We start from the raw sequence: 12,619 nt of genomic DNA, 5'->3' as shown, positions 1-12,619 counted from the left end.
CTAGTGCTCCTTCATGTCTGCAATGAATTGCGCTTGGCCGATCTCTCTCACCATCTGCGCGAACTCGTCCGGTCGGAAACGGGCAACGGCCTTGCTGCTCAGTATCGTAAGGGCGGAGGCAGCCAACCCCTCGCGCAATGCGTCCTCCAAGTTCAGGCCGCGCATTCGAGCCGCTATCGTGGCTCCTGCAAGGGCGTCACCTGCGCCCGTGACATCGGCAATCTGGCTGATCTGTGGAGGGACGAGGCTGAACAGCCTGTCGCTTTCAAACCCGAAAAGCGCTCGACCGCCATCGCTTATCACGCCACCGTAAAGGCCCGCCTTGGCCAGTTTTCGGCAAAGCACTTCACCATCCGGATTTTCGTCCTGAGCCATGCCCAAAAGTGCTTTGGCTTCACGTCGGTTCATGAACAGGACCGACAGGTGCTGGGAAATGACATTCAAGCGCAGCACCTTCGCCGGAGAAATCGCGATGGCGAAGAGCGGTTGGTCCGCAACTTGTTCGGCAAGTGTTGCCAATGCCGCCTCAGGCAGATTGGCGTCGCACAGCACGGCGTCGCTGGTTGCAATTGCTTCACGCAATTTGCGCCTGCGCAGATTGCGCTGGAGGCAGTTCTCATAGATCGCCATGTCGGCAAGTGCGGTTACGAGGTCGCCCTTCTCGTCGAGAATGGCGGTATAGCTTGCTGTCTGCCGGTCGAGATGCGTTGCCGACAGATCTTCAAGGCCTGCTTCCTCGATCGCGCGCGCAACGGCCTCGCCACCGCTGTCTCCACCGCGCGTGGAGAAGAAGCGCACCTCACATCCGCGCCGCGCAATTGCGCAACTGGCGTTGAATGCACCGCCGCCGACTTCTTCTTCCATCACACCCGGATTGGAGGCCTCGGGAACGTGAATGCCGCTGACCCGCCCGCGCCGGTCGATATGGGCGCCGCCGGTGGCGAATATGATGGGGGATGGCACGGAACACAGGCCTCCAGGCCGGCTCGATTCGAAGTCGCTGGTGGACCTACTATGAAGAGGCTGACAAATCCATAGGGGACAAGTTCGATTGATTCCATTGCCGCACCTGCCCGCATCATTGCGGTACAGGAAGAGAACAAATGTGAGAAATTGAGCAATATCAGTGTTTTGGCTGCTATTGCCAAAAGAGAACAAAAGAGGTACGAATAACCAACTGAACCGATCGGCCGCAAAGGCCTCCATTGACGGGCAAGAGGTGTTGTATCATGGCTCAGAATTCATTGCGGCTTGTAGAGGACAATTCGGTGGACAAATCCAAGGCATTGGACGCTGCCCTCTCGCAGATCGAGCGCTCCTTCGGCAAGGGCTCCATCATGCGTCTGGGGAGCAATGACCAGGTGGTCGAGATCGAGACGGTTCCCACCGGCTCTCTTGGCCTTGATATCGCGCTCGGCGTCGGCGGTTTGCCGCGTGGCCGCATCATTGAGGTTTACGGGCCTGAAAGCTCGGGCAAGACGACGCTTGCTCTCCACACTGTTGCTGAAGCCCAGAAAAAGGGCGGCATCTGCGGCTTCATTGATGCCGAGCATGCGCTGGACCCGGTCTATGCCCGCAAGCTGGGCGTTGACCTGGAAAATCTCCTGATTTCGCAGCCCGACACCGGCGAGCAGGCACTTGAGATCTGTGACACGCTTGTGCGTTCCGGTGCGCTGGATGTGATCGTGGTCGATTCCGTTGCGGCACTCACGCCGCGTGCGGAAATCGAGGGCGAGATGGGTGACTCGCTGCCGGGCATGCAGGCCCGCCTGATGAGCCAGGCGCTGCGCAAGCTCACCGCTTCGATCTCGCGCTCGAAGACCATGGTGATCTTCATCAACCAGATCCGCATGAAGATCGGCGTCATGTTCGGCTCTCCCGAAACCACCACCGGCGGCAATGCGCTGAAATTCTATGCCTCGGTGCGTCTCGACATCCGCCGTATCGGCTCCGTCAAGGATCGTGACGAGGTCGTGGGCAACCAGACCCGCGTGAAGGTTGTCAAGAACAAGCTGGCACCACCCTTCAAGCAGATCGAATTCGACATCATGTATGGCGAGGGCGTTTCCAAGCTCGGCGAGCTGATCGATCTGGGCGTGAAGGCTGGCATCGTCGAGAAATCGGGTGCCTGGTTCAGCTACAATTCCCAGCGTCTGGGGCAGGGGCGTGAGAATGCGAAGAACTTCCTTCGGGAAAACCCTGCGGTCGCAGAGGAAGTCGAACTGGCGCTGCGCCAGAATGCGGGCCTGATTGCCGAGAAATTCCTCGATGATGCGCGCAAGGATGAAGGTCTGGACGACGCAGCCGAGGGCTGATCCGGGTCGCGCCATCAACCGGTTCTTGAAAGAAGGCACCGCTGCACCACCAGCGGTGCCTTCTTTTGTCTGGAACAGTGGTCTCCACCGCGGATTTCTGGACAGTGGAATGCGCAGCCGCTAAAAGGCGGCTTCCAGTTCTGCCGTATTCCGGCAAGGTCTCTCGCAAAGGCAAATTCATGAGTGGCGTCAACGACATCCGGTCGACTTTTCTAGACTATTTCGCGAAGAACGGACACGAGATCGTTTCCTCCGGTCCACTCGTTCCGCGCAATGATCCGACCCTCATGTTCACCAATGCGGGAATGGTGCCCTTCAAGAACGTGTTCACGGGTCTGGAGACGCGTCCCTATTCGACCGCTGTTTCCGCGCAGAAATGCGTTCGCGCCGGCGGCAAGCACAACGATCTCGACAATGTCGGCTACACTGCGCGCCATCACACCTTCTTCGAGATGATGGGCAATTTCTCCTTCGGCGACTACTTCAAGGAGCGCGCCATCGAGCTGGCCTGGAACCTCGTGACGAAGGAGTTCGGGCTGGATGCCAAGCGCCTGCTCGTCACCGTCTATCACACCGACGACGAGGCAGCCTCGTTCTGGAAAAAGATCGCGGGCCTCTCGGATGACCGCATCATCCGCATTCCGACCAATGACAATTTCTGGGCCATGGGCGACACCGGTCCCTGCGGCCCGTGTTCCGAAATTTTCTACGATCACGGCGAAGGCATTCCCGGCGGTCCACCCGGAAGCCCCGATGAAGACGGCGACCGATTCATCGAGATCTGGAACCTCGTTTTCATGCAGTTCGAGCAGCTTTCGCCTGATGAGCGCGTGAACCTGCCGCGCCCGTCCATCGATACAGGCATGGGCATCGAGCGCGTGGCCGCCGTCCTTCAGGGGGTTCATGACAATTACGAGATCGACCTGTTCAAGGCGCTGATCCGCGCCTCGGTGGAGGCAACGGGCGTCGAGGCTGCCGGCAAGAGCCATGCCAGCCACAAGGTTATCGCCGACCATCTGCGCGCATCATCCTTCCTCATTGCCGATGGTGTGCTGCCTTCCAACGAAGGTCGCGGCTATGTTCTGCGTCGTATCATGCGCCGCGCCATGCGCCACGCGCAGCTTCTGGGTGCCGACGAACCGCTGATGTGGAAGCTCGTGCCCGCACTCGTGCGCGAAATGGGTCAGGCCTATCCGGAACTGGTGCGCGGTGAAGCGCTTATCACGGAAACGCTGAAGCTGGAGGAAACCCGCTTCCGCAAGACGCTCGCGCGCGGCCTCAACCTTCTTTCCGATGCTACGAATGACATGAGCGAGGGTGCCGAGCTCGACGGCGAGACTGCCTTCAAGCTGTATGACACCTACGGCTTTCCCCTCGACCTGACGCAGGATGCATTGCGCCAGCGCAACATCAAGGTCGATCTTGAAGGCTTCAACGCTGCCATGGAGCGCCAGAAGGCCGAGGCGCGCGCCAATTGGGCGGGTTCGGGCGAAGCGGCCACCGAGGCTGTCTGGTTCGCCGTGAAGGACGACGCAGGCGCCAGCGACTTCCTGGGCTATGAGACGGAGGAAGCAGAGGGCGTGGTCACCGCAATCGTCGTGGACGGCGCGCAGGCCCGCGAGGCCGAAGCCGGGCAGGACGTGGCGCTCGTCACCAATCAGACGCCATTCTACGCCGAATCCGGTGGCCAGATCGGCGATACGGGCGTGGTTTCTGGCGAAGGTTTCCGCATTGAGATCACCGATACGCAGCGCAAGGGCGACGGCCTGATCGTGCATTTCGGCAAGATTGCCGAAGGCAAGGTCAGTGTGGGTGACGAGGTCGAACTGAAGGTCGATGCCGCGCGCCGCAAGCGCATTCGCGCCAACCACTCCGCTACCCACCTCCTGCATGAGGCGCTGCGCGAGGTGCTGGGCGATCACGTGGCACAGAAGGGCTCACTCGTCGCGCCCGACCGCCTGCGTTTCGACTTCTCGCATCCCAAGCCGATCACCGATGAGGAACTTTCCCGCATCGAGGATCGCGCAAACGAGATCGTCTTGCAGAACGACAAGGTGGTTACGCGCCTGATGGCAGTCGACGACGCCATTGCCGAAGGCGCGCGCGCGCTGTTCGGCGAAAAATATGGCGACGAGGTCCGTGTCGTTTCCATGGGCCTCTGCGACAGTGGCGAGCGCGCCGGCAAGAGCTGGTCCATCGAGCTTTGCGGCGGCACCCATGTGCGCGCCACAGGCGATATCGGCCTTGTTCGCATCGTCTCGGAAGGTGCTGTCGCATCGGGCGTACGCCGCATCGAGGCGCTGACCGGTCCTGCCGCTCGCGCCCATCTCGACGAGCAGGAGCGCCGGCTGAAGGAAGCAGCAAGCCTCTTGAAGGTTTCTCCTGCCGATGTGGCCGCCCGGGTTTCGTCTCTCGTCGAAGAGCGCCGCAAGCTCGAGCGTGAGCTGAACGAAACGAAGCGCAAGCTTGCCCTTGGCGGTGGCGGCGCGCAGACCGGAGGCAGCGAGCGGGAGGATGTCGCCGGCGTCGGCTTCCTTGGCCGCGTTGTGGAAGGCATTTCCGGAAAGGATCTCAAGCCGCTCGCCGATGAAGGCAAGCAGTCGCTGGGCTCCGGTGTCGTGACATTCGTCGGCACCTCCGAAGACGGCAAGGCAAGCGTGGTCGTGGGCGTGACCGATGATCTGACGGACCGTTTCTCCGCAGTCGATCTCGTGCGCGCAGCCTCGGCCGCCATTGGCGGCAAGGGTGGCGGCGGCCGTCCCGACATGGCCCAGGCCGGCGGCCCCGATGGCTCCCAGGCTCAGGCCGCCATCGACGCGGTCAAGGCCGCCTTGGCCAGCTGAACAGGCAAGGGCGCCGCATCGGCGCCCGCCTTTCTAGACGAAGAAAAGAAAAGGCCGCGGATCGCTCCGCGGCCTTTTCTGTTTGAGTGAGCCGGTTGAGGCTTATGCCATGGCCTTCTGCAGGTTCTCGTCGATCTTGTCGAGGAACCCGGTCGTGGAGAGCCATGGCTGATCCGGACCGATGAGAAGTGCCAGATCCTTGGTCATGAAGCCGGATTCGACCGTGTCGATGCAGACCTTTTCCAGCGTGTTGGCGAATTTCGCCAGTTCCGCATTGTCGTCGAGCTTCGCACGGTGGGCGAGGCCACGCGTCCAGGCGAAGATCGAGGCGATGGAGTTGGTGGAGGTCTCTTCGCCCTTCTGGTGCTGGCGATAGTGGCGCGTCACGGTGCCGTGTGCGGCTTCCGCCTCGACCGTCTTGCCATCCGGCGTCATCAGGACCGAGGTCATGAGGCCGAGCGAACCGAAGCCCTGTGCAACCGTGTCGGACTGAACGTCACCGTCATAGTTCTTGCACGCCCAGACATAGCCGCCGGACCACTTCAGTGCGGAAGCGACCATGTCGTCGATCAGGCGATGCTCGTACCAGATCTTGGCTTCCTCGTACTTTTCCTTGAATTCGGTCTCGTAGACTTCCTGGAAGATGTCCTTGAAGCGGCCATCATAGACCTTCATGATGGTGTTCTTGGTCGACAGGTAGCACGGCACCTTGCGCATCAGCGCGTAATTCATCGAGGCGCGGGCGAAGTCGCGGATGGAGTCGTCGAGATTGTACATGGCCATGGCAACGCCCGCGGACGGTGCGTCATAGACTTCGTGCTCGATCTCCTGGCCATCCTCACCGACGAACTTGATCGTAAGCTTGCCCTTGCCGGGGAACTTGAAGTCGGTCGCACGGTACTGGTCGCCAAATGCGTGGCGGCCAACAATGATCGGCTGCGTCCAGCCGGGAACCAGGCGCGGCACGTTCTTCATGATGATCGGTTCGCGGAAGATCACGCCGCCCAGAATGTTGCGGATCGTGCCGTTGGGCGAACGATACATCTTCTTCAGGCCGAATTCCTCGACGCGCGCTTCATCCGGTGTGATGGTGGCGCACTTTACGCCCACACCGTGTTCCTTGATGGCATTGGCTGCATCAATCGTGATCTGGTCGTCGGTGGCATCACGCGACTCGATCCCCAGGTCAAAATATTTCAGGTCGATATCCAGATAGGGGTGGATCAGCTTTTCCTTGATGAACTGCCAGATGATGCGGGTCATCTCGTCGCCGTCGAGTTCGACGACCGGGTTCGCGACCTTGATTTTGCCCATGAAAAAGCTCCACGCTTGCAAATGTTGAGGAAATCCCGAAGTGCCCCCCGGGTAGGTATCGGCGCCCCTATACCATTCTGCCGCTAAAGCGCAAAGCATCGAGCGCTAGGCCAATAGTCGGTCCCTGGCTTTGTCCTCAACGGAAACGGGCTGTTGCTGGTTCAATATCAGGCTGACGCCCCCAGAGCTGCAGGCGAGGAGTTCGTCCTGTTGTTTTTCAGACCCGATTTTGCCTGTTCCCGCGCAAGCACGCTTTTTGCGTCCAGGCTTTTGATGGTGACATTCCGGTCGGCGGGAATTTCACCCTCAATCTGCAGCGCCAGATAGCGCCCGCAGCACACGCGCAGAAACGAGGCGAAATTATCCAGATCATGCCCTTCATCAAGCGATTCCGCATAAAGGCGCTGCAAAAGCTGGCTGACTGTCAGATGGTCACGCTCGGCAATATCCAGAAGCACCGTCCAGAAAAAGCGCTCCAGCCGAACACTGGTCGCCATGCCGGAAAGCCTGAGCGATCGGGTTTCGTTCTCCCAGAGCGTTGGATCGGCTCCCACGAACAGATGGCACATGACATTCCCTCCCAGGGACGGGCGCGAAGGGCCACGCCCGTCATTTGTAGCAGCCTCTATTCAGCCGCTGCCCGTGCACCGCTTTCCTCACCATGGCTGATGCGCGTGCCCATTACCTCCAGGAACTGCGCAAGCCAGGCGGGATGCGCAGGCCAGGCCGGTGCTGTGACGAGGTTACCATCGGTCACGGCACCATCAACCAGAATATCCTGATAGTCGCCACCGGCCAGTTCCACTTCCGGTGCGCATGCGGGGTAGGCGGAGCATTTGCGCCCTTCCAGAACCCGTGCGGCTGCCAGAAGCTGCGCACCGTGGCAGATGGCGGCCACAGGCTTTTCAGCTTCGAAGAAGTGTTGAACGACCTTGATGACATCCGGATTGAGCCGCAGATATTCCGGCGCGCGTCCCCCCGGAATTATCAGCGCGTCGTAATCGGTGGCATTCACGGCCTCAAAGCTCGCATTCAGCGTGAAATTGTGCACGCGCTTTTCCGAATAGGTCTGGTCGCCCTCGAAATCGTGGATCGAGGTCGCGATCTGGTCGCCGGACTTCTTGTCCGGACAGACCGCGTCAACCTTGTGGCCGACCGCAAGCAGCGCCTGAAACGGCACCATCAGTTCGTAATCCTCGACAAAATCGCCGCAGATCATGAGTATCTTCTTGCCCGTCATCTCATCCTCCCTGGTTTCCGACAGGCTCGCATTCTTCCACGGGGAAGGGGGCTGGTGGTGTTAGCGGGTTACTACATCAAAAGAAGCAGCAAAGCCGCAGGCTCCCGCTTGTCGTGAGCGGAAGAAGCCGCTAACAGCTTGCCCCCATGGCAGGTACAGACAAACAACGCGAAATGCTTTGCGAAGGCCCGACAATCATCCTTGTCGAGCCACAGCTTGGTGAAAATATCGGCATGGTGGCACGCGCCATGGCCAATTTCGGCCTGGGCGAATTGCGTCTGGTCAATCCGCGCGACGGATGGCCGAACGAAAAGGCACGCGCGGCGGCAAGCCGAGCTGACCACATCATTGACGGTGTGGCGGTTTTCGCGAGCCTTGCCGACGCCATTGCCGACCTCAATTTCGTCTTTGCGACGACCGCCCGCCCGCGCGATAACTTCAAGCCCGTGCGCGGTCCGACGGAAGCCGCGCAGGCGCTTCACGGTCGTTTTGCGCGCGGTGAGAAGACCGGCATTCTCTTCGGCCGCGAGCGCTGGGGGCTGACCAATGAGGAAGTGGCGCTGGCAGACGAGATCGTGACCTTCCCCGTCAATCCGGCCTTTGCCTCTCTCAACATCGCGCAGGCCGTGCTCCTGATGTCCTATGAATGGATGCAGCAGACCGGGGCAGGCGTCAAACCGCCTGAACACGATCTGACACCAGCCACCAAGCAGCATCTTGAAAGTCTGATCTCCTATCTGGACGAGGTACTGGAAGCGCGCGGTTATTTCCGCCCAGCCGACAAGAAGCCCAGAATGCTCGAAAATCTGCGCGCGCTCTTCACCCGCCCGCGCTTTACCGTGGAAGAGCTGGGTGTTTTGCGCGGGGTTCTGGCTTCCCTGGAACGCTTCTCGCCGAAGAACCCGCGCGGGGCAGGGGCGCCGGAAGAGCGCACGAGACCAGGTGAGCAAGACTGATGAACCCCAAGGGCCCGATCCTCTTCTTTGATTCAGGCGTGGGCGGGCTTTCGGTGGTCAAGGAAGCGCGCATCCTGATGCCGGATCGCGCATATGTCTATGTGGCCGATGACGCCGCTTTTCCCTATGGCGACTGGCAGGAAGACGCGCTGCGGGCGCGTCTGATCGCGCTTTTCGGCGAGCTGATCGAGCGTTTTGCGCCCTCCATGATCGTCATCCCCTGCAATACGGCGTCAACGCTTGTCATCAGCGATCTGCGCGAGGCCTATCCGGAAGAGACATTTGTCGGCACGGTTCCCGCCATCAAGCCTGCAGCCGAGCGCACGCGTTCCGGCCTAGTCTCCGTTCTGGCCACACCCGGCACCGTGCGGCGCCAATACACATTCGATCTCATCCGCGACTATGCCTCGCGCTGCGAGGTCAATCTGGTCGGTAGTGAACATCTGGCGCGCCTTGCGGAACAATATATGCGCGAAGGCCATGTCGAAGAGGCTGATGTCGCGCGCGAAATTGTCCCATGTTTTCAGGAGCAGGACGGGCGGCGTACGGACATCGTCGTGCTGGCCTGCACGCATTATCCCTTTCTGGTCAACCGAATGCGCAAGATGGCACCATGGCCGGTGGACTGGATCGATACGTCCGAAGCCATCGCGCGCCGCGCCCTCCTGCTGGCCTCCGCATTGCCACTGCCTGACGCACAGCCACAGGGTCGTGATGTGGCAATCGTCACCTCCGGCAATGTCACCAAGCCGCTGGCGCGCCTGATGACAGGTTTCGGCTTCGCGCTTCAGGCGTGAAAAGCTTGGTTTTCGGGCGTTTGCGCGTTGACTCAAGTGCGATTCCAGCCTATTCACCCGCCAGCGCGATGGCCAACCGGTTGTCGCGTTGTTTATTGACGTGTCCCGTGGGGATTGCCTGAAGCGTTAGGCAATGCCCTGTCAGGCTCTCCAAAACGGGGGCCAGAGGAGGGCGCGTTTCCTTCACCCGGTACTTGAAGTGCCGGGCGCAAACACTTGAAAGGGAATGCGATGAGCAAGCGCCATTCAGCCAAGTACAAGCTCGACCGCCGTCTTGGCGAAAATATCTGGGGCCGTCCGAAGTCCCCGGTCAACAAGCGTGAATACGGCCCCGGCCAGCACGGCCAGCGCCGCAAGGGCAAGCTTTCCGACTTCGGTCAGCAGCTCCGCGCAAAGCAGAAGCTCAAGGGTCACTACGGTGACATCTCCGAGAAGCAGTTCCGCAAGATTTACGAGGAAGCCGACCGCCGCAAGGGCGAGACGACCGAGAACCTGATCGGTCTTCTGGAGTCGCGCCTCGACGCACTCGTCTACCGCGCGAAGTTCGTTCCCACGATCTTCGCCGCCCGCCAGTTCGTCAACCACGGCCATGTCATGGTCAATGGTCGCCGCGTGAACATTCCGTCCTTCCGTTGCCGTCCGGGCGATGTGATCGAGGTTCGCGAGAAGTCCAAGCAGATGGCGCTGGTTCTGGAAGCCGTTCAGCTCGCTGAGCGCGAAGTTCCCGAATATGTCGAAGCCGACCACAACAAGATGACCGCGAAATTCGTCCGCGTCCCGGCTCTCGCCGACGTGCCCTTCGCAGTCCAGATGGAACCGAACCTGGTCATCGAGTACTACTCGCGCTGATCGGGTCCGATTTTACGATTTCTGGAAAAGGCCGCCCTGTGCGGCCTTTTTCTTTTGGTGCGGACGGATTAAGGGAAAGCCATGATGACCATGCACCAGACGATCGAGACGGACGGCGGGGATGCCGGCCTTCACCCGCTATTTCGCGAGGCGCCTTCGAGCGTGGAGTTCAACAAGCTGCGCAAGCGGCTGCTGCGGCTGACGCGACAGGCGATTGAGGATTATGGAATGGTGCGCCCCGGCGACCGCTGGCTTGTGGCGCTTTCGGGCGGCAAGGATTCCTACGGTCTTCTGACCATTCTGCTCGACCTGAAATGGCGCGGGCTTCTTCCGGTGGAGCTTCTGGCCTGCAATCTCGATCAGGGTCAACCGAACTTTCCCAAGCACATCCTGCCCGAATATCTCCAGTCGCTCGGCGTGCCGCACCGTATCGAGTATCAGGACACCTACTCGATCGTCACCGACAAGATCCCGGAAAACCGCACCTATTGCTCGCTCTGCTCTCGCCTGCGCCGCGGTCATCTCTACCGCATCGCGCGGGAGGAGGGCTGTTCGTCACTTGTGCTCGGCCATCACCGCGACGACATTCTCGAAACCTTCTTCATGAATCTCTTTCATGGTGGAAGGCTTGCGGCCATGCCGCCGAAGCTCATCAATGACGAGGGTGACGTGAACGTGCTGCGCCCCTTGAGCTTCTGCGCGGAAAGCGATCTCGCGCGCTTTGCCGATGCCATGAAGTTTCCCATCATCCCATGCGACCTGTGCGGCAGCCAGGACGGGCTGCAGCGCAATGCGATGAAGGATATGCTCTCGGACATCGAGAAACGCATGCCAGGCCGCAAGGACACGATGATCCGGGCACTTGCCAATGCCCGCCCATCCCATCTGCTGGACCGCGAGCTTTTCGACTTCGCAAGCCTGATGCCTGAAACGGCTGGCAATCCGGCTACACAGCCGGATTGACCACCTGAAAGAGCTTTCCGCGCTCGGCAATCAGCACGAAAATCAGACCCACGGTCGAGACGATGAAATAGCCGCCGGCAAGCGGTGTCAGCGTTCCGTCGAAGGCCTGTCCGATCATCGCGCCGAGAAGCGCGCCGCCCAGGGTGGTGGTAAAGCCCTGCACCGCGGCCGCCGTGCCCGCCACATGCCCTAGTGGTTCCATGGCGATCGAATTGAAGTTCGGGCCGATCCAGCCGAACATGAACATCGAGCCCGAGAACAGCAGGAAGAAGAGCGGGAAGGGCACCGGTCCCGCCAGCGATATCACGAACCAGAGCGCATTGATCGCGATGAATGTCACGAGCGCTGTATGCGACAGGCGGCGCATGCCAAAGCGTCCAACGAAGCGAGAATTCGTGAAGGATGACAGCGCCATCAGGCCTGCACCCACCGCAAACAGGATCGGAAACAGGTCACCCATCCCGTAGATGTCGACATAGATCTGTTGCGCGGAATTGATGAAACCGAACAGCGCGCCGAAGATAGCAGTCGTGGCAAGCGTGTAGAACAGCGCGACACGGCTGGTGACGACATAGCGAAAGCCTTGCAGGACAGTCGAAAAGACCAGCGGCCGCCGGTCCGCCTCGTCGAGTGTCTCCGGCAGGCGCAGATAGGCCCACACCGCTATGGCAAAGGCAAGTCCGGCCATAAGCATGAAGATTTCAGGCCAGGCGCCGAACATCATGACGAGCTGGCCGAGGCTCGGAGCGATGACGGGTATGGCCATGAAGACCATCATCACCATGGAAAGCACTTCAGCCATCTGGCGTCCGCCGAAAACGTCGCGAATCGCGGACACGGCGATGACGCGGGTTGCCGCGGCACCCAGGCCCTGGATCATTCTGAGCCCCAGAAGGACGGCGAAACTCGGTGCGAAGATGGCAGCAGAGGCGGCAAGAATATACAGAGCAAGCCCGAACAGAAGCGGCCCGCGGCGACCGAACCGGTCGGTGAGGGGACCATAGATCAATTGCCCGCCGCCAAATCCGATGAGGTAGGCTGAAATGACGAACTGCCGGTCATTTTCGGCAACGACATCGAGTGCGGCACCGATCTGTTGCAGGGCTGGCAGCATGATGTCGATCGCCAGCGCGTTGAGCGCCATGAGGGCGGCTGCAAGCGTGATGAATTCCGCGCGCCCGATACGCATCTTCGCCTGCATATCAGGATGAATGGATGGCTGTGCCATGAAATTTGTGCTCCAAAGACCTGGAAGCGTCGCAAGGCCCCTGGGAGGGAAGGCCGTGCAGGCGCACTAGACGAATCTTGAAAGGCATGCGCCGAGAGGAAAATTCATGATCCC

The 12,619-nt window shown here is 60.4% G+C and carries 11 protein-coding genes; 6 read left to right on the top strand and 5 right to left on the bottom strand.

The window, feature by feature from the left end; genetic code table 11:
* Window positions 1–963: a carbohydrate kinase family protein gene (locus tag EL18_RS06575; protein ID WP_036480979.1), complete on the bottom strand. Its 963-nt coding sequence runs from the start codon at window positions 961–963 to the stop codon at window positions 1–3.
* Window positions 964–1,229: 266 nt separating this feature from the next.
* Here EL18_RS06575 and recA point away from each other — a divergent pair, with 266 nt between their 5' ends.
* A complete protein-coding gene (gene recA / locus EL18_RS06570; RefSeq protein ID WP_036480977.1) occupies window positions 1,230–2,315 on the top strand; it encodes a recombinase RecA in 1,086 nt (361 codons plus the stop codon).
* A 179-nt stretch (window positions 2,316–2,494) separates the two neighbouring features.
* Entirely contained in the window at window positions 2,495–5,158 is a 2,664-nt protein-coding gene (alaS, locus tag EL18_RS06565; RefSeq protein ID WP_036480975.1) for an alanine--tRNA ligase, read from the top strand.
* Between the two features lie 102 nt (window positions 5,159–5,260).
* Here alaS and EL18_RS06560 read toward each other — a convergent pair whose 3' ends face one another.
* The 3 genes from EL18_RS06560 to EL18_RS06550 all read right to left on the bottom strand — a co-directional run bounded on the left by EL18_RS06560 (window position 5,261) and on the right by EL18_RS06550 (window position 7,712).
* On the bottom strand, window positions 5,261–6,472 hold the full coding sequence (locus tag EL18_RS06560) for an NADP-dependent isocitrate dehydrogenase (RefSeq protein ID WP_036480973.1): 1,212 nt from the start codon (window positions 6,470–6,472) through the stop codon (window positions 5,261–5,263).
* A gap of 167 nt (window positions 6,473–6,639) precedes the next feature.
* The gene (locus tag EL18_RS06555) at window positions 6,640–7,041 is read right to left on the bottom strand and encodes a ribbon-helix-helix domain-containing protein (RefSeq protein WP_036480971.1); all 402 of its coding nucleotides are present in this window, start codon (window positions 7,039–7,041) and stop codon (window positions 6,640–6,642) included.
* Window positions 7,042–7,097: 56 nt separating this feature from the next.
* Window positions 7,098–7,712, bottom strand: coding sequence for a DJ-1/PfpI family protein (locus EL18_RS06550; RefSeq protein WP_036480969.1), 615 nt, complete (start codon window positions 7,710–7,712; stop codon window positions 7,098–7,100).
* Between the two features lie 146 nt (window positions 7,713–7,858).
* On the opposite strand from EL18_RS06550, the gene EL18_RS06545 reads away from it, so the two are divergent.
* The 4 genes from EL18_RS06545 (at window position 7,859) to ttcA (ending at window position 11,277) form a co-directional block, all read left to right on the top strand.
* Complete coding sequence (locus tag EL18_RS06545; RefSeq protein ID WP_036480967.1) at window positions 7,859–8,668, top strand: RNA methyltransferase; 810 nt, start codon at window positions 7,859–7,861, stop codon at window positions 8,666–8,668.
* The gene (murI, locus tag EL18_RS06540) at window positions 8,668–9,465 is read left to right on the top strand and encodes a glutamate racemase (protein WP_036480965.1); all 798 of its coding nucleotides are present in this window, start codon (window positions 8,668–8,670) and stop codon (window positions 9,463–9,465) included. Before EL18_RS06545 ends, murI begins: the two co-directional genes overlap by 1 nt.
* Before the next feature lie 231 nt (window positions 9,466–9,696).
* On the top strand, window positions 9,697–10,314 hold the full coding sequence (gene rpsD, locus EL18_RS06535; RefSeq protein ID WP_036480963.1) for a 30S ribosomal protein S4: 618 nt from the start codon (window positions 9,697–9,699) through the stop codon (window positions 10,312–10,314).
* A gap of 84 nt (window positions 10,315–10,398) precedes the next feature.
* Window positions 10,399–11,277, top strand: a complete 879-nt coding sequence (gene ttcA, locus EL18_RS06530; protein WP_081871107.1) for a tRNA 2-thiocytidine(32) synthetase TtcA — start codon at window positions 10,399–10,401, stop codon at window positions 11,275–11,277.
* Here the strand turns inward: ttcA and EL18_RS06525 are convergent.
* Window positions 11,261–12,505: a multidrug effflux MFS transporter gene (locus EL18_RS06525; RefSeq protein WP_081871106.1), complete on the bottom strand. Its 1,245-nt coding sequence runs from the start codon at window positions 12,503–12,505 to the stop codon at window positions 11,261–11,263. The genes ttcA and EL18_RS06525 overlap by 17 nt on opposite strands.
* Window positions 12,506–12,619 lie beyond the last annotated feature (114 nt).

The sequence above is a fragment of the Nitratireductor basaltis genome (genome assembly GCF_000733725.1).
Taxonomy (GTDB): domain Bacteria; phylum Pseudomonadota; class Alphaproteobacteria; order Rhizobiales; family Rhizobiaceae; genus Chelativorans; species Chelativorans basaltis.
The sequence above is the reverse complement of the archived record's forward strand: the minus strand, read 5'-3'. Positions and strand labels throughout refer to the sequence as shown.

Excerpts from the sequence above, each read along its gene's own strand:
- recA (WP_036480977.1), top strand. The coding sequence starts at position 1,230 with ATGGCTCAGAATTCATTGCGGCTTGTAGAGGACAATTCGGTGGACAAA.
- alaS (WP_036480975.1), top strand. The coding sequence starts at position 2,495 with ATGAGTGGCGTCAACGACATCCGGTCGACTTTTCTAGACTATTTCGCG.
- EL18_RS06560 (WP_036480973.1), bottom strand. The coding sequence starts at position 6,472 with ATGGGCAAAATCAAGGTCGCGAACCCGGTCGTCGAACTCGACGGCGAC.
- EL18_RS06555 (WP_036480971.1), bottom strand. The coding sequence starts at position 7,041 with ATGTGCCATCTGTTCGTGGGAGCCGATCCAACGCTCTGGGAGAACGAA.
- EL18_RS06550 (WP_036480969.1), bottom strand. The coding sequence starts at position 7,712 with ATGACGGGCAAGAAGATACTCATGATCTGCGGCGATTTTGTCGAGGAT.
- EL18_RS06545 (WP_036480967.1), top strand. The coding sequence starts at position 7,859 with ATGGCAGGTACAGACAAACAACGCGAAATGCTTTGCGAAGGCCCGACA.
- murI (WP_036480965.1), top strand. The coding sequence starts at position 8,668 with ATGAACCCCAAGGGCCCGATCCTCTTCTTTGATTCAGGCGTGGGCGGG.
- rpsD (WP_036480963.1), top strand. The coding sequence starts at position 9,697 with ATGAGCAAGCGCCATTCAGCCAAGTACAAGCTCGACCGCCGTCTTGGC.
- ttcA (WP_081871107.1), top strand. The coding sequence starts at position 10,399 with ATGACCATGCACCAGACGATCGAGACGGACGGCGGGGATGCCGGCCTT.
- EL18_RS06525 (WP_081871106.1), bottom strand. The coding sequence starts at position 12,505 with ATGGCACAGCCATCCATTCATCCTGATATGCAGGCGAAGATGCGTATC.